The following is a 15,871-nucleotide window of genomic DNA, read 5'->3' as shown; positions in this document are numbered from 1 at the left end:
CAACTCCACCTCCTCGATCTCCTCGAAACAGACATCACGCGAACCCGCTGGCCCCAGACCTGAAACGACGACCTGCGAAGTCCGGGTCTAGTGGGCGGTCCAGCCGCCGTCGATGGCGAGCGAGGTGCCGGTGATGAAGGAGGCCTGCGGGCTGCACAGATACAGCACCGCTTCGGCGACCTCCTCCGGCTCGATCAGCCGCTTGACCGCGGAGTCCTTGAGCAGTACGTCGGCGAGGACGCTCTCCTCGGCAAGGGAATGGGCCGCGGCCTGATCGGCTATCTGCCGCTCGACCAGTGGCGTACGTACGTAGCCGGGGTTGACACATACGGACGTCACCCCATGTGGAGCGCCCTCCAGGGCCGCGGTCTTCGAAAGCCCCTCCAGACCGTGTTTGGCGGCCACATAGGCGGACTTGAAGGCAGAGGCGCGCAGCCCATGTACGGAGGAGATATTCACGATTCGGCCCCACCCTTGGCCGTACATGTGCGGCAGTGCGCCCCTGATCAGCCGGAACGGCGCTTCCAGCATCACGGTGAGCACGGTGTGGAATACGTCCGGCGGGAACTCCTCGATGGGCCGGACCAGTTGCAGCCCCGCGTTGTTGACCAGGATGTCCGCACCGGCGGCCGCCGCCTCCGCCGCATCGAGATCGGTGAGGTCCAGGACCTGCGGTTCCACGGCGCCGACCAGCCCCGGGGAGTCGGCCGCCAGTGCCTCAAGACCTTCGGCGTCCCGGTCGACGGCCCTGACCTTCGCACCGGCCGCCGCGAACCGCAGCGCGCAGGCTCGGCCGATGCCGCCCGCCGCGCCGGTGACGAGTGCCGTACGGCCGCCGAGATCGAGGTCGACCGTACGAGGATGACGAGGACGAGAGTGAGGTGCGGGACCTGGTGTGGTGGGCGCGGTCATGCTTCGCACCCTAGGCAGTGATCAACCCCCGACCGATGTGGTCACCGCCCATACTTCACTGCTCGATGGTGGGTTGAAACCATGCCGGTCCCTCGGTCTGCGCCTGCTTGATCCGGAAGAGCGAGAACTCCTTCAGTTCCGGCAGCGCGTCCGCAGAGAACCACCCCACCTCCAGCGACTCGTCATCATTGACGCGAGCCTGTCCGCCCACCGCCCGGCAGCGAATGCAGATGTCCATGAACTGGCACTGATCGCCGTTGGGGTAGGTGACCGGCTTCCGCAACGCCTGCACGAGAACGACCCGCTCCGCGACACACTGCACCGCTGTCTCCTCGTACACCTCGCGTACAGCCGTCACGGCCGGCTGTTCCCCGGGCTCCGGAATCCCGCCGATGATCGACCACTTGCCGGTGTCGGCACGTCTGCCCAGCAGCACCCGCCCCTCGTCGTCGAAGACGACCGCGCTGACGCCCGGCAGGAGGAGAAGCTGATGTCCGGCGGTGGCCCGGATCTCGCGGATGAAGTCAGGGGTTGCCATGCCGTCGACCCTAACCGGCGTCGACCATGCCCTGCTCCGGCCGCTCGACCCGCTGCTCCCGCCGAGTCCGTACGCCCCGAACGACCACCCAGCCCAGACCGCCCGCCCCGACCAGCACCAGGAAGCGCTCCGGCCAGGTCCCGAGCCGGGTCGCCGGAGTCAGCGACGAGCGCAGCGGCACCTCGGCCACCAGCGCGTCCGCGGTGAATATCTTCGTCTTCTGGACGATCTTCCCGTCCGGCATGATCACCGCGCTGACACCGCTGGTGACGGGGACGACGACCGAGCGCCCGTGCTCGACGGCCCGCACCCGCGACATCGCCAGCTGCTGATACGTCATGTCACTGCGGCCGAAAGTGGCGTTGTTGCTGGGTACGGAGATCAGCTGGGCGCCGTGCGTGACGGTGTCCCTCGCCGCGTCGTCGAAAGCCGCCTCGAAGCAGGTGACCATGCCGACCTTGGTGCCCGCCAGATCGAAAACGCCCACCTTGTGGCCGGGGCCGAAGTCCCGGCGGACCCGGTCGACGTCCGAGTTGACGAGCCGTACGAAGGAACGCATCGGGATGTACTCGCCGAACGGCTGCACATGCCGCTTGTCGTAGGTGTCGACGGGGCCGCGCGTGGGATCCCATTCGATCAGGGTGTTGCGGAGCTTCCCGGTGTCGGGGGTGACCACCGCGCCGACGACGGTCGGCACGCCGATCGCCCTCACCGCTTCGTCGATGACCACCCGGGCATCGCCGTTGCGGTACGGGTCGAGGTCCGAGGAGTTCTCCGGCCACAGCACGAAGTCCGGCTTGGCCACCTTGCCCGCCTTCACATCGGCGGCGAGCTGCTCGGTGCGGCGCGCGTGGTTGTCGAGGACCGCACGGCGCTGGGAGTTGAAGTCGAGCCCCAGGCGCGGCACATTGCCCTGGATCGCGGCGACGGTCGCGGTGCCGTCCTCGGCGGAGTCGTCGACGAGCGGCAGGGCCGCGAGGGCCGCGGTCACGGGGACGAGCACGCTGAGGAGCGCGGCGACCGCGGCGCCGCGCGGCAGCTCGCGGGTGCGCCGGTAGGCGAGGGCCCGGCGGACGGTCTCGTACAGCCCGAATCCGCACAGTACGACGGCGAAACCGAGCAGCGGCGTCCCACCGAGCGCCGCGAGCGGCAGGAAGACACCGTCCGCCTGACCAAAGGCGATCTTGCCCCAGGGAAAGCCGCCGAACGGCACCCGGGCGCGGGCCGCCTCGCCCACGATCCACACGGCGGCCGCCCACACCGGCCACACCGGCAGCCGGGAGACCGCAGCAATGCCCAGGCAGGCGAGCGCGACGAACATCGCTTCCACCGCGGCCAGCGCCACCCACGGCACCGGGCCGACCTCCTCACCCGTCCAGATGAGGAGTGGCAGCAGAAAGCCGAGGCCGGTGAGGTAGCCGAGACCGAGGGCGGGCAGCGGCCGACGTCCGTACAGCGTCCAGCCGAGCAGCGCGAAGGCGGGCAGCACCAGCCACCACAGGGGCCGCGGCGGGAAGCTCGCGAAGAGCAGCACCCCGGACAGCGCGGCGGCGCCCGGCCGTACGAACCGGCGCAGCAACGATCGGCCTGCTGCGGTGGAGGGCTCAGGAGTGTCGACGGTGGTGATGGTGGCGCTCACCTGGCGGAGTCTACGGCGGCAGGCTGTGCTCCCGGCAGTCCGGTCCGCGGCACTCCGGTCCGCGCTGTCGGCAGTGCGGATCGCGGCGGGCGCCCGACTGCCGACGCCTCATCCGGCGCAACGTTCCTGCGCAACCCATCCACAAAACCCTGTCTCTGCCGTTACCGTGTGCGCCAGTCCCTGCCACCCGACCCGGTTCGGCTGCCGCAGGGCCCGTCACAGGTCGGGGGGTCGACGGGATGGCTGCACCGGACCGCCGGTCCGCGGCGCGAGGGCGCGGCGGCGCGACAGATGTCGCCGGCGTCGTCGTCCTGAGCGGGTGCGCCGTCTGGTCGTTGATCAGCGCGGCGGGGCGGGAGGCCCGGCCCGAGGGTGTGCTGCTCGCTGTGTTCGCCGTCGCCGCGGGTTACGCCTGCGGCCGCATCTGCGGCACGCTCCTGCCCGTTGCCGCCGCGTCGGTCGCGGCACTCGGTGCACTCGGCCTGGCAGTCGTCTCGCGGCAGGGAGTGCCCGGCGCGAACGTCGGCGCGGCCACCCAGCCAGGGCACATGGGCGCGGCCGCCGCACTGCTGGTCCTCGCCGCGGGCGCGGCCTGCTGCGCAGCCTCTGCGGCCCGTCCGCCCTTGCTGCGCCGTGGGCTGCGGGTGCTCGCTCTCGCCGTCGCCTGCACCGCGTTAGCACTCGGAGCTGTGGTCGGGTTCGCTGCCGCGCTCACCGTATTGCTCTGCTCACTCGCGGCCGTACGGATGCGTCGGCGGACGGTGGCGCTCGGAGGTCTCGCCATCGCCGCGGGCCTGGTCGTCGCCACGTCCTGGGCCGTGACCGAAGACGCTCTGCCGGACGGGCTGACCTTCTCGCTGGAGGGCCAGCTGACCCAGAACCGGGTGGCGTTGTGGCAGGACGCAATCGCTCTCGCCCAGGAGGATCCGATACGGGGCGTGGGCCCCGACCGCTTCGGCACGCTGAGCACCACAGCGCAGCAGTCGCTGGGCTCCGACGGCAAGCCGCACTCCGCCTCGCTGCAGCAGGCGGCCGAGCAGGGTGTGGTGGGGGTGGCGCTGCTGGGGGCGGCGTTCGGCTGGATGCTGTACGGCCTATTGCGCTCGCCCCGCTCCACGCCGGTGGTACTGAGTGCGGGCGCCGCGCTCACGGTGCTGGCGGGCCTGGCGAGCGTCAGCAATGCGCTGAGCTTCGCCCCGGTGACGGCGGGCGCGGGGCTGCTCGCGGGCCTGGCGACGGCGCGCGCGGGGGCCGAGGGCGGGGTGGGGGCGGATACGCAGGTGGCGCGCCCAACGGAGGCGGACAGTCGCGCGGTATAGCGGCCGGGAAGGATGTCGTCGGAGCTCGGTGGCCTTGGCGGCGCAACTCAGCGCAGTGCTACCCCTCCGCGGGCTTGGTCGTACCCGCCAGATGGAGGCGGTCGCGAATCGCCAGCACCGCCGCTTCCGCGTCGTCCACGGTCACCGTGAAGATCCTGCCGTCGCCCAGCGTGACGACCAGGCCCTCGCCGCGACGTACGACGACGGCCATGCCTTTCTCCGGGCGCCAGCGATACCCCCAGCCGCCCCACTGACACGGAGTGACCTTCGCGACGAACTCCGCGTCCACCACGTGGGAGAGCGGGATCCGCCGACGCGGCAGGCCGATGTGGCCGCACCGCACCTCGACGGCGTCGCTGTCGACCTTGACCGCCACATGGACGAAGGCGAGGGTCCCGTAGAGGATCATCAGGCCCGCCGCGACGCAGCCGATCACGGACATCAGCAGTGGGACGATGCCCGAGGTCCATGCGTAGTCGACGGCCAGCTCGATGCCGAGCGCCATGCAGGCGGCACCCGCCACGGCGAGCAGCCACTGGATGCGGTTGGTCGCACGGCCGGTCCAGATCGCGGGCGCGGGCTCTGTGGGGTGCCCCGATTCGCGGAAGTGGTCCCTCATGGCAAGCAGGGTACTCAGATTCCAGCGGCAGGGCATGGCCTCGGCCATGTGGATCCCCGGTAAGGAGCGGCCCCGGCAGGAGGCTCCGGGACGAGCGCCGAGACGGCCCGATCGCCATCAGTGCGCGGGACTCACTGCTTGCAGCAGGCCGCCTTCCAGGTAGCTGAGCGCCTGCTCGGGGAGGGTGGACTCGCGGCCGCTGAGCAGCACCGTAAGCCGGTTGCTCGGAGCGGCATCGGGGGCCGGCTGCTCGCCGATACGGCGCAGTGCCTGCGCGGCGACCGCCCCGGCCGAGCCGTGCAGAGCCACGGGGTGTCCGACAGCGGCACGGATCCGGTCGGCGACCAGCTCGTAATGAGTGCAGCCCAGGACGACGGCCCTTACATCACTGGGCGTGAGGGCCGCCGCGGCTGCCACGGCCGCGTCGATGGCGCTCTCGTCAGCCAGCTGGACGGCGTCCGCGAGCCCAGGACAGGGCACCTCGGTGACGGCGACCGAGTCGGCGAAATCCCGGATGAGACCACGCTGGTAGGGGCTGCCCGTGGTGGCGGGCGTGGCCCAGATCGCGACGGGGCCGCCGCCGGCCGAGGCCGGCTTGATCGCGGGGACCGTGCCGATGACCGGGATCCCGGGCTCCAGCTCGGCGCGCAGAGTGGGCAGGGCGTGCACCGATGCGGTGTTGCAGGCGACGATCAGCGCGTCGGGGCGGTGCAGGGCGGCCGCCCGGGCCGCGGCGAGTGCCCGCCCGGCGACATCGTCGGGCGTACGCGGGCCCCAAGGCATGCCGTCGGGGTCGGAGGAGAGGACGAGAGCCGCGTCCGGCCGCAGTCGGCGTACCGCGACGGCCGCCGCAAGCAGGCCGATTCCGGAGTCCATGAGCGCGATCTTCACCCGGTCACCATAGTCGACTGCCCTTGCGGTACTGGCGCAGTGGGGCAGACTGCGGCGAATGAGCGCCGTTGCCTGGATCGCCGTCGGATCACTGGCCGCATGGGGGTGGCTGCTGCTCGGGCAGGGCTTCTTCTGGCGTACGGACCAGCGACTGCCCCGGCGCGAGGCCCCGGACCACTGGCCGGATGTCGCCGTTGTCGTTCCCGCGAGGGACGAGGCCGAGGTGCTGCCGGTCAGCCTGCCTTCCCTGTTGGCGCAGGCCTATCCCGGCCGTGCGGAGATCGTGCTGGTCGACGACGGCAGTACGGACGGCACGGGGGAACTGGCCCGATCCCTCTCCGAGCGCCATGGCGGGCTGCCGCTGCGTGTGGTCTCCCCCGGCGAGCCGGAGCCCGGCTGGACCGGGAAGCTCTGGGCGCTCCGGCACGGCATCGCCCTGGCCCGGGCCGACGGTCCCGAGTATCTGCTCCTCACCGATGCCGATATCGCGCATGAGCCGGACAGTCTGCGCGAGTTGGTGGCCGCGGCCCGCACGAACGGGCTGGACCTCGTCTCCCAGATGGCGCGGCTGCGCGTCGCGAGCGGGTGGGAGCGGCTGATCGTGCCCGCCTTCGTCTATTTCTTCTCGCAGCTCTACCCCTTCCGATGGGTCAACCGCCCGGGGGCACGGACGGCGGCCGCGGCGGGCGGCTGCGTCCTGTTGCGCGCGGAGGCGGCCGAGCGGGCGGGCGTTCCGGAGTCGATCCGGCAGGCGGTGATCGACGATGTGTCGCTGGCGCGGGCCGTGCAGCGCTCAGGCGGCCGGATCTGGCTGGGGCTGGCCGAGCTGAGCGAGGGGGTCCCCCCGGACGGATTCTGGGGGAAGGTCGACAGCGTGCGGCCGTATCCGCGGCTGGCGGACCTGTGGCGGATGGTGTCGCGCAGCGCGTACGCCCAACTGCTGCACAGTCCCCTGCTGTTGGCCGGGACCGTGGTCGGGCTCGCGCTGGTGTATCTCGCGCCGCCTGTCACGCTGTGCGCCGGCGTGTGGGGGCACGATGCGGCGGCCGGCTGGGCCGGGGGGCTTGCCTGGGCGGTGATGACGGGGACGTATCTTCCGATGCTGCGCTACTACCGGCAGCCGCTGCTGCTCGCGCCCCTGCTGCCCTTCACCGCGCTGCTGTATCTGCTGATGACCGTCGATTCGGCGGTGCAGCACCACCGCGGGCGCGGCGCGGCCTGGAAGGGGCGTACGTACGCCCGTCCCGAGGCCACGCCGGACCGGTGACCTGCCCAACGAGCGTCACTTCCTGCCGGGCGTCCAGTTCATGCCCCAGCCGTACGCGTAGTCGATCGTGCGCTGCGGGCTCACACCGCGTTCCGGGACCAGGAAGCGGGCTTCGCGCTGGACGACGAGATCCGAGCCGGTGTTGGTGATCAGTGCGAGCGCGCAGACGGTCGACGGTACGGTGCACTCTCCGAGCGAGAAGTCGATGGCGGCGCCGTGCTGCGGCTGGAGGGTGACCGTCGCGTCCATATCGGCGAAGCTGCGCGCGCCTTGGTAGATGGTCACGAAGATGACGACGCGGCGGAGCCGGTCCTTGTGGTCCAGGTTGATGGTGAGGTTTTCGCCGGACGTCCCGCCGGTACGGTCGTCGCCGTCGAGATGGATGTACGGGGGCTGCTGGAGCGAGCCGAAGGCGTTGCCGAGGGCCTGGACGACTCCTTTGCGGCCGTCGGTGAGTTCGTAGAGCGCGCACAGGTCGAGGTCGAGGTCCCCGTGCATGGCGACGGCCCGGCCGAGTTTCGCGCCCCAGCCCTGGAACTGCTTGCGCACCTGCCAGCTGAGGTTGACGCGCATCGCGCCGGAGGTGCCGCCCTGTTTCGTCAGGGAGACGGACGGGGTCTCCTTCGTCAGTGTCACCTTGCTCAGACGTACGGGAGCGGAAGAAACAGGCGCGGGCGGCGAAGACACGGGCTTCACGGGGGCGGACGCCACCGGCACCGCGGGGGTGGCAGTAGCCGTCGCGGCGGCAGCCGGGGCCGCCTGCTGTGGCTCGTCGACCGAGATGCCGAAGTCCGTCGCCAGGCCCTCCAGTCCGGTGCTGTAGCCCTGCCCCACAGCGCGGAACTTCCACGCACCCTGTCGCCGATACAGCTCGCCGAGCACAAAGGCTGTCTCGACCGTCGCGTCCTGGCTGTCGTACCGCGCGATCTCGGCGCCGGACGCCGCGTCGAGCACCTTGATGTACAGGCCGGGCACCTGCCCGAAGCTGCCGCCGTCGGCCGAAGCGGCCAGCACGATCTTCTCGATCGCGGGCTCCACGCGCGCGAGGTCGACCGACAGCTGATCCGTCACGCTGTCCGGCGCGCTCTGCTTCCCCTCGTGGCGTACGGCTCCCGAGGCGTGCGACGGCTGGTTGTAGAAGACGAAGTCCGCGTCGGAGCGGACCTTCCCCGATGCGAGGAGGAGCGCCGAGGCGTCGACATCGGGTGCACCGGGGCCTGTACGCCATCCCAATTCGACGCGAACGTGCTGCGCCGGCACCGGAGTATTGGCCCCTTTTAGCATGGACATGCTCGCCCCCATCGCGAGTCGGGGTGTATCGGAAAATTCACCTGCCGCCAACCTAATCCCCCAGGGGGCTCGGGGCGCCCGGGCCGACCCGTGGGTAACCCGCTCTCAGCTTGCCCTTTACACGATCTATGCGCGTCCAGGCGACCGTTTTCCCCGGATTCGCTCGCATTGGGGATCCGCGGTCACTCGCATCTACTGAAACAACCCTCTTATCGGGCTCCCCAACCAGCACATCGTGGGCTTAACTTATGTGCCATGACCTCCCCCCGCGCCACCTACGGCGGCGGTTACTACTCCGCTCCGTCGTTCCCCGACACCCCCATCTACGACTCTCTGGTCGCGGAGCGGGGCACGCCTCAGATCGCCCCGATCCGGGTACCTGCCGCGTACGACACCGGCAACAGCTATCTGCCGGCGCTCCCCTCGGCCCTGCCCGCCCTGCCGGCAGGCCCCTCGCAGTCCGCTCCCTCCTACGGTTCGTACGGCTACCCACAGCAGCAGATGCAGCAGCCGGTGCCGCTGCAGCACGCGCCGGCGCCGTACATTCCTCAGCAGGCCTCCGTGCCGCGCGGGTACCCGGGCGCTCAGCCCCAGGCCCAGCCGCAGCAGCGTCCGGTGCCCACCGGTTACGAGGCGATGCGCCCTGCGGCCGCGCGTCCCGCGCCGACGCCCGCCCCCTACGACGACCCGTACAACCGTCCGTACCAGGGCCGGGGGTACTGACCGGCCGGATGTCAGTGGTGGCTGGCACTATGGCTGTATGCCCAACCCAGCCATCCGCTCCATCCATGTCCACCCGGTCAAGTCGGTGGCGGGGCACGCACTCGACGAGACGGCTGTAGAGCCGTGGGGAATCGCCGGGGACCGTCGGTGGGCTCTGATCGATCCCTCGGCCAAGGTTGTCACCCAACGCCAGCAGCCACGGCTGGCGTTGGCCCGCGCCGAGGCGGTGCCGGACGGCGGGATCCGGCTGACCGCGCCCGGGCACGAGCCGCTGACCGTCGCCGTTCCCGAGCCGGTCGGGACTGTCACGGTGGACCTTTTCGGGGACAAGGTCGAGACGGTGCCTGTCGAGGGGCCCGCGGACGAGTGGTTCAGCGATTGTCTCGGCGCCGAGGTGCGACTCGTCCATCTCGACGACCCGGCCACTCGGCGCCCCATTGACCCTCGGTACGCGCGCCCCGGCGAGACGGTCCATCTCGGCGACGGGTATCCGCTGCTCGTCACCACCCTCGCCTCACTCGACGCTCTCAACTCCCTTATCGCGCAGGGTGATCACGCCGACGAGGGTCCGCTGCCCATGACCCGGTTCCGGCCGAATGTCGTCGTCGACGGCACGGCGCCCTGGGCCGAGGACGACTGGCAGCGGATCGTGATCGGCGAGGTCACCTTCCGGGTGGCCAGGCCCTGCGGCCGCTGCGTCATCACCACTACCGACCAGCACACCGCCGAGCGTGGCAAGGAGCCGCTGCGGACCCTTGCCCGGCACCGCCGCGTCGAGGACAAGATGGTCTTCGGGCAGTACCTGGTGCCGGAGCGAACCGGCGTCATCCGGGTCGGCGACACCGTTGCCGTCCTCGCATAGGTCACCACGGGATCCCGCGAACCCGGGAACACCCCGCGACGACAGACGCGTTGAACACTTGGCGGGTGAGTGGCGGGGTCAGTTTCCTCTCTTCTCGCGCCACCGGTGCTTATCCCGTGCCGACAGGGCTATGACGGACACGGAAGGAGGTGCAGGACAGTGCGAGCAGCCACAGGAGTCTGGCGCTGGCGCCGCAATTCCCTGTGCCGTGCGACCGATCTCTTCGAGGCGTGGGTGGCGCTCGTCGCCGCCGTGCTTCTCGTCACCGCGGCCCCGGCCGTCGGCTGGATCACCGGGAGCCTGACCGACGAGTCGCTGCGCCAGTCGTTACGCGTGCAGCGCCAGCAGCGTCATGCGGTCACCGCGACGGTGCTGAATCCGGCCCCGGCGCACAGGCCCGCTTTGTACGACCCCGAGTCCTCCGCGGCCCGCGAGAGGCGTCGGCCGGTCGTCGCGAAGTGGACGGCGGCGGACGGCAGTCGGCACACCGGTACGGTCTCCACCGTGCTGCAGACCGTGCGGCCCGGCGACACGTTCACCATCTGGACCGACCGCGCGGGCCGGATCGTCAATCGCCCGATGGACGCGGCGTCCGTCGGTGTGCACGCCGTCCTGGCGGGGATCGCCGCCGCGTTCGCCGCGGCGGGGCTCGTCGAATGCGCCAGACGGCGGGTCGTCTGGCGACTCGTGCGGCGCAGATACGCGCGCCTTGACCGGGCGTGGGCCGCGGCGGGCCCCGACTGGGGTCGTATGGGCGCGGGCAGCTGACCGGTCGCGTCTCGTCAACTCCCGCTCGTCGCGCGCGCTACGGTTGGGCCACCCCCCTCGGGGGTCAGGGGGCGTCCCCCTCAGAGACGCGGCGGAGCAGGATCACGAGGTGGGGGCAGAGCAGCACCATGGCACAGGGCACGGTCCAGGTGACGCACACCGGCACATCGCGGTGGCGGCGCCGCACGGGCGAGTACCCCTCACTCGCCGCAGCCCTGGAGGCCGCAGGGGACGGTGACATCCTCACCGTCGCGCCGGGGACGTACCGCGAGAATCTCGTCGTCCAGCGGGCGGTCACCCTGCGCGGCTCCGAGGACGCGGTCGGCTCGGTGCGCATCGCGCCCGCCGACGGAGTTCCGCTCACCCTGCGCGCGTCCGCCATCGTCCAGGACCTCCATGTCGAGGGGCAGGACGCGGCCGCGCCCGCGCTGCTGGTCGAGGACGGCACTCCTGAGCTGATCGATCTGCGGATTGTCACCCGTTCCGCTGCCGGTCTCGAAGTGCGCGGCGCGGCCCGCCCCACCGTCCGCCGCTGCACCGTCGACAACCCGGCGGGCGTCGGCATCGGTGTACTGGACGGCGCCGGCGGGGTGTTCGAGGACTGCGAGGTGGTCTCGGCCGGTCGGTCCGGCGTCTGTGTAGGCGGCGGCGCGCATCCGAGGCTGGAGCGCTGCCGGGTGCATCACGCGTCGGGCGCGGGCCTGACCGTCACCGGCGAGGGCAGCGGCCTCGATGCGATCGGCTGCGAGGTGTACGAAATCAAGGGCAGCGGCGTCCAGATCGCCTCCCGTGCGAGCGCCCATCTCACCGACTCCACCGTGCACCGCACTTCGGCCGACGGCATAACCCTCGACACGGACGCCGTACTCACACTCTCCGACTGCGACATCCACGACATCCCGGAGAACGCGATCGATCTGCGCTCCCGGTCCGTGCTCACGCTCGCGCGGTCGACAGTGCGCCGCTTCGGTCGCAATGGCCTGTCCGTCTGGGACCCGGGCACGCGAGTGGACGCCAACCAGTGCGAGATCCATGACAGTACGGGCGACTATCCGGCCGTCTGGGTCAGCGACGGTGCGACCGCCGTGCTCGACTCCTGCCGCGTGCACGACGTCCCGGACGCGATCTTCGTACTCGACCGCGGTTCGCGCGCCGATGTCGTCGACAGCGACCTCTCCCAGGTCCGCAACACCGCGGTGTCGGTGAGCGACGGCGCAACGGCGCAGCTCGACGACTGCCGGATCAGGGAGGCGTCCACCGGCGCCTGGTTCCGCGACCACGGCAGCGGCGGCACGCTGGCCGGCTGCACCATCGACGCCGCGCAGACCGGCGTGATCGTCACCAAGGGCGCGGATCCAGTGATCGAACGCTGCACGGTCACCTCGCCCGCCGAGGCCGGTTTCTATGTGTCGGCACAGGGCCGCGGCACCTTCCGCGGCTGCCGGGTCACGGGCAGCGGAGGCTACGGCTTCCATGTGATGGACGGCTGCCGTACGACACTGAGCCGCTGCCGCACCGAGCGCTGTGCCCGCGGCGGTTACGAGGTGACGGGGGACGACGGCTCGATCGTCGAGGACTGCACCAGCGACGAGAGCGGCGTACGGCCTGGGGCCGAGCAGACGACGGCCGTGCTGACCGCGACCCGGTCGCCGGGGCTGCTCAGCGCGATCCCCGACCAGCGCGCCCCCGAGGCCGCGCCGGCAAAGCCCGTACGCACCTCGGGCGCGGTCCTCGGCGAACTGGATGCGCTGGTCGGCCTGGACAGCGTCAAGCGCGAGGTCCGCACGCTCACCAACATGATCGAGGTCGGCAGGCGCCGCCAGGAGGCGGGGCTGAAGGCCGCCTCCGCCCGCCGCCACCTGGTTTTCACCGGCTCCCCCGGCACCGGCAAGACGACCGTGGCGCGGCTGTACGGCGAGATCCTGGCCTCGCTAGGGGTGCTGGAGCGCGGCCATCTCGTCGAGGTCTCCCGGGTGGACCTGGTCGGCGAGCACATCGGCTCCACCGCGATCCGCACCCAGGATGCCTTCGACCGGGCGCGCGGCGGAGTGCTCTTCATCGACGAGGCGTACGCCTTGTCTCCCGAGGACTCCGGTCGCGACTTCGGCAAGGAGGCCATCGACACGCTGGTGAAGCTGATGGAGGACCACCGGGACGCCGTCGTGGTGATCGTCGCCGGTTACACCGCGGAGATGGAGCGGTTCCTGTCCGTCAACCCCGGTGTGGCGTCCCGTTTTTCACGGACCATCACCTTCAGCGACTATGTGCCCGAGGAGCTGCTGCGGATCGTGGAGCAGCAGGCCGAGGAGCATGAGTACCGGCTGGGCACGGGCACCGGCGAGGCGCTGCTGAAGTACTTCACCGCACTGCCCAAGGGGCCCGCCTTCGGCAACGGCCGCACCGCCCGCCAGACCTTCGAGTCGATGGTGGAGCGACACGCGAGCCGGGTCGCCGAGCTCCCCGAGGCGAACACCGACGACCTGACCCTGCTCTACCCGGATGATCTGCCCGAACTGCCCTGACCCTGGTCCTGGGTCTGGGCCTGGGCCTGGGCATGAGCCTCCGCCTGGGCCTGGGCATGAGCCTCCGCCTGGATCTGCCGGGGCACCGCCAGGGCGAGCCGGTCGAGAAGCTCCCGGCGTTCCTTGTCGAAGGCCTTGTCGGCCTGGTACTCGGAGTGCCCGAGGATCGGTTCCGGCAGCGGGTGTCGTTCCGAACGCCCGTACACGACCGGGTCTTTGAGTGCGTCCCGGTCCACCGCGCGGTGTTCGCCCTCTGCGGGGATCAGCACCGGCCCGCCGATCGGGTCGGTGTGCCGCCACAGATTGCGCCAGCAGTTCACTTCGCTGCGCAGCTCGCGCAGGGCGACGGGTCCGAAGTACGCGGGGAACCAGCGGCCGTAGAGCCGCTCCAGGGGTGATCCGTACGTCAGCAGCGCCACCCGGCGGCGGGTGGCGGCGGGCAGCTGCCAGACTGCCGCCGCGGCCAGCACACTGCCCTGCGAATGGCCGGAGATGACGAGCCGTCCGCCGGTGAGTCCGGTCCAGGTGCACATCCGCCAGGTGAGGTCGGGGACGGCGCGCTCCGCGTAGCAGGGGGGTGCGAAGGGGTGTGCCGCGCGCGGCCAGAACGTGCCGACGTCCCAGAGGATGCCGATGGTGCGCCGGGCCGAGGCGTCGCGGTAGGCGCGGCGGGCCCAAGTGACGAAGAGTATGAAGCCTAAGCCGATCAACCAGGAGCCGATGGACTGTGCGGCCTCCGCCGCGGACTCGACGAAGCCGTCACTGTGGCCGAAGGCCTCGCCGGGCACTTCGCCGCTCGCCCAGGCGCCGGCGACCGCGCCGGCGCCGAGGAGCAGGGTGGCGCCGGAGACGATGCCGGCGATCCAGGGGGCGGCATCGGTGAGGGCGGCCCGGGCACGGGTGCCCGCAATCCGCCGGGTGCGGACGGCATCCGGGCGGCCCTCGTGGTAGTCCGCCTCGACCGGGCCCGCGAGCCGGCGGGCCTTCAACCACGTCCGTACGGCAAGGACGACTGCGGGGACGAGCAGGACGATCAGCAGCACGGGGATGACCGAGGCCTGCCAGCTCAGCAGCACCGGAGGCCCGGGAATCGAGCCCTCCCCGTCCATGCCCGGCGTGCCGGAGCCGTCCAGCCAGTCGGCAACACGCTGGGCGACGCCGCCGGTCATCACCCCGCCCAGGGCGCAGGCGAGCATCGCCACAGCGGGCCCGCCGAGGCCGGACATGGCGGTACGCGGGTGGAGCGCACGGCGGTGCAGGACCCATGCGGCCACGGCGAGGGAAACGACCAGGGCGCCCTGGACGAGGGTGATGACGCGGAAGGTGACATCGCCGGGGAGCGTGGCGCTGGAGACCCAGCCGGGGCGGGACCAGGAGGCGTACAGCAGGGACAGCACGAGCAGCACCAGGGCGGCGCCGGGCAGATAGCGGACGGCGGCGCGATCGATGCGTGCGTCGATCCGCCGCTCGCTGCGGCCCCTGCGGATGACGACCCACAGCACGGCGAGCAGCCCCACGACGAGAGCTGCCTCCAGCAGCAGGCCGCAGACTTCCAGCGCCGTGCCGGCGGCTCGGCGATCGTGGCGGGCGGCGGCCCCTGCGACCGCGGCGGAGACGGTCAGGAATCCGGCGGCGGTGTGCGCGGCGCGCAGCCGGGCGACGAGCCGACGGCCGTACCAGAATCCGGGCCTGCCGAGCGCGGGCCGCGCGGTCGGCTCCGTGCCGCCGTTGACTTCGTCCTCGTCCGCGTCCTCCTGCGGGCCGTCCTCGCCCTCCCGTACGTCTTCGCCGGTCGGCGGCCGCTGGGATTCGTACGCGCTCCAGGTGCGGTTGGAGAGGTACCACAGCAGGCCCACCAGCGCGGCCGGAACCACCGCGGCGAGCGCGAGACGGCGGCCCGGTTGCGACCACCAGCCGCCCTGAGCACTCGACAGGAAGCCGAGCCAGGACCTCTCCCGGGTGCAGTCGGGGGAGCCCGCGCACTGCCACGCCAACAGGTCCAGCGCGACCTCGCAGGCGGCGGCGGTCAGCAGCACGGTGAGGCTGAGCGCGACGAGCCGCACCAGCACTCCGTACGACCGAGTCGTCCTGGCGCGGCCCTTGGCGCGGGGCCGCATCCAGTGCGCGAGGTTGACCACCATGAAGGGGAGCAGCAGCAGCCACAGAGCCCGTGCGCCGTTGCCCGAGGTGAGGTTGGACCAGCAGTACGCCTCGGGGATGGGCCGGTCCGCGTACTGCTCGGGGTGGCGCTCCGCTTCCTCGTCGTCGGTGCGCCGGAACACTGCGGCCTTCTCGTCGCCGGAGATCCGGACGGTACGTGGGTCGCCGAGCATGTCCTGCGGGGTGGCGCCGCCGACGCCGTGGACCAGCAGTTCCAGCGCGGGCCCTCCGCTCTGCGGGACCGGAGTGGCAGGGGACACTTCTGTGACTCGCTCTCTCGATGGGAGGATCGATCAGTGCGCGGCCGCGCGGCAGTTCATGACCAGAATCCCGGATCATGGCAGCTCACCGCACGGCTCTC

13 protein-coding genes are annotated in these 15,871 nt (G+C 71.4%); 6 read left to right on the top strand and 7 right to left on the bottom strand.

The features are described from left to right. Positions 1–87: 87 nt before the first annotated feature. From ACWDO5_RS23075 to lnt, 3 genes are read right to left on the bottom strand one after another with little or no spacing between them, the layout of a single operon-like run. Entirely contained in the window at positions 88–912 is an 825-nt protein-coding gene (locus tag ACWDO5_RS23075; RefSeq protein ID WP_450532235.1) for a 3-hydroxybutyrate dehydrogenase, read from the bottom strand. 55 nt (positions 913–967) lie between these two features. Next, positions 968–1,450 carry an NUDIX hydrolase gene (locus ACWDO5_RS23070; RefSeq protein WP_450532234.1) on the bottom strand — a complete coding sequence of 161 codons (483 nt, stop codon included), beginning with the start codon at positions 1,448–1,450 and terminating at the stop codon, positions 968–970. Between the two features lie 10 nt (positions 1,451–1,460). Continuing rightward, positions 1,461–3,089 (bottom strand): apolipoprotein N-acyltransferase, encoded by a 1,629-nt coding sequence (gene lnt / locus ACWDO5_RS23065; RefSeq protein WP_450532233.1) that lies wholly within the window; start codon positions 3,087–3,089, stop codon positions 1,461–1,463. Between the two features lie 239 nt (positions 3,090–3,328). Here lnt and ACWDO5_RS23060 point away from each other — a divergent pair, with 239 nt between their 5' ends. Further along, positions 3,329–4,408 (top strand): O-antigen ligase family protein, encoded by a 1,080-nt coding sequence (locus ACWDO5_RS23060; protein ID WP_450532232.1) that lies wholly within the window; start codon positions 3,329–3,331, stop codon positions 4,406–4,408. Between the two features lie 58 nt (positions 4,409–4,466). Here the strand turns inward: ACWDO5_RS23060 and ACWDO5_RS23055 are convergent, their stop codons facing one another. Continuing rightward, positions 4,467–5,027, bottom strand: coding sequence for a hypothetical protein (locus ACWDO5_RS23055; RefSeq protein ID WP_450532231.1), 561 nt, complete (start codon positions 5,025–5,027; stop codon positions 4,467–4,469). A gap of 117 nt (positions 5,028–5,144) precedes the next feature. After that, positions 5,145–5,918 carry a glutamate racemase gene (locus tag ACWDO5_RS23050; protein ID WP_450532230.1) on the bottom strand — a complete coding sequence of 258 codons (774 nt, stop codon included), beginning with the start codon at positions 5,916–5,918 and terminating at the stop codon, positions 5,145–5,147. Between the two features lie 58 nt (positions 5,919–5,976). Here ACWDO5_RS23050 and ACWDO5_RS23045 point away from each other — a divergent pair, with 58 nt between their 5' ends. Continuing rightward, positions 5,977–7,185, top strand: a complete 1,209-nt coding sequence (locus tag ACWDO5_RS23045) for a glycosyltransferase (RefSeq protein WP_450532229.1) — start codon at positions 5,977–5,979, stop codon at positions 7,183–7,185. A 15-nt stretch (positions 7,186–7,200) separates the two neighbouring features. On the opposite strand, the gene ACWDO5_RS23040 is transcribed toward ACWDO5_RS23045, so the two are convergent. Continuing rightward, positions 7,201–8,487, bottom strand: coding sequence for a TerD family protein (locus ACWDO5_RS23040; protein WP_450532228.1), 1,287 nt, complete (start codon positions 8,485–8,487; stop codon positions 7,201–7,203). Positions 8,488–8,730: 243 nt separating this feature from the next. Between ACWDO5_RS23040 and ACWDO5_RS23035 the strand changes: the two genes are divergently transcribed. From ACWDO5_RS23035 to ACWDO5_RS23020, 4 genes are all read left to right on the top strand, one after another. Then, positions 8,731–9,198: a DUF6643 family protein gene (locus ACWDO5_RS23035; protein ID WP_450532227.1), complete on the top strand. Its 468-nt coding sequence runs from the start codon at positions 8,731–8,733 to the stop codon at positions 9,196–9,198. A gap of 37 nt (positions 9,199–9,235) precedes the next feature. Next, entirely contained in the window at positions 9,236–10,060 is an 825-nt protein-coding gene (locus ACWDO5_RS23030; protein WP_450532226.1) for an MOSC domain-containing protein, read from the top strand. Positions 10,061–10,219: 159 nt separating this feature from the next. Further along, positions 10,220–10,828: an Rv1733c family protein gene (locus ACWDO5_RS23025; protein ID WP_450532225.1), complete on the top strand. Its 609-nt coding sequence runs from the start codon at positions 10,220–10,222 to the stop codon at positions 10,826–10,828. A 128-nt stretch (positions 10,829–10,956) separates the two neighbouring features. Beyond that, the gene (locus ACWDO5_RS23020; RefSeq protein ID WP_450532224.1) at positions 10,957–13,350 is read left to right on the top strand and encodes a right-handed parallel beta-helix repeat-containing protein; all 2,394 of its coding nucleotides are present in this window, start codon (positions 10,957–10,959) and stop codon (positions 13,348–13,350) included. Here the strand turns inward: ACWDO5_RS23020 and ACWDO5_RS23015 are convergent. Further along, positions 13,320–15,770 (bottom strand): hypothetical protein, encoded by a 2,451-nt coding sequence (locus tag ACWDO5_RS23015; protein WP_450532223.1) that lies wholly within the window; start codon positions 15,768–15,770, stop codon positions 13,320–13,322. The two genes, ACWDO5_RS23020 and ACWDO5_RS23015, sit on opposite strands and share 31 nt — an antisense overlap. Positions 15,771–15,871: the final 101 nt, after the last annotated feature.

The sequence above is a fragment of the Streptomyces sp. NPDC000880 genome (genome assembly GCF_053599675.1).
Note: the sequence above shows the minus strand (reverse complement) of the source record. Positions and strands in the feature narration are given on the sequence as shown.

Excerpts from the sequence above, each read along its gene's own strand:
- ACWDO5_RS23040 (WP_450532228.1), bottom strand. The coding sequence starts at position 8,487 with ATGGGGGCGAGCATGTCCATGCTAAAAGGGGCCAATACTCCGGTGCCG.
- ACWDO5_RS23075 (WP_450532235.1), bottom strand. The coding sequence starts at position 912 with ATGACCGCGCCCACCACACCAGGTCCCGCACCTCACTCTCGTCCTCGT.
- ACWDO5_RS23035 (WP_450532227.1), top strand. The coding sequence starts at position 8,731 with ATGACCTCCCCCCGCGCCACCTACGGCGGCGGTTACTACTCCGCTCCG.
- ACWDO5_RS23030 (WP_450532226.1), top strand. The coding sequence starts at position 9,236 with ATGCCCAACCCAGCCATCCGCTCCATCCATGTCCACCCGGTCAAGTCG.
- ACWDO5_RS23045 (WP_450532229.1), top strand. The coding sequence starts at position 5,977 with ATGAGCGCCGTTGCCTGGATCGCCGTCGGATCACTGGCCGCATGGGGG.
- ACWDO5_RS23060 (WP_450532232.1), top strand. The coding sequence starts at position 3,329 with ATGGCTGCACCGGACCGCCGGTCCGCGGCGCGAGGGCGCGGCGGCGCG.
- ACWDO5_RS23020 (WP_450532224.1), top strand. The coding sequence starts at position 10,957 with ATGGCACAGGGCACGGTCCAGGTGACGCACACCGGCACATCGCGGTGG.
- ACWDO5_RS23070 (WP_450532234.1), bottom strand. The coding sequence starts at position 1,450 with ATGGCAACCCCTGACTTCATCCGCGAGATCCGGGCCACCGCCGGACAT.
- ACWDO5_RS23055 (WP_450532231.1), bottom strand. The coding sequence starts at position 5,027 with ATGAGGGACCACTTCCGCGAATCGGGGCACCCCACAGAGCCCGCGCCC.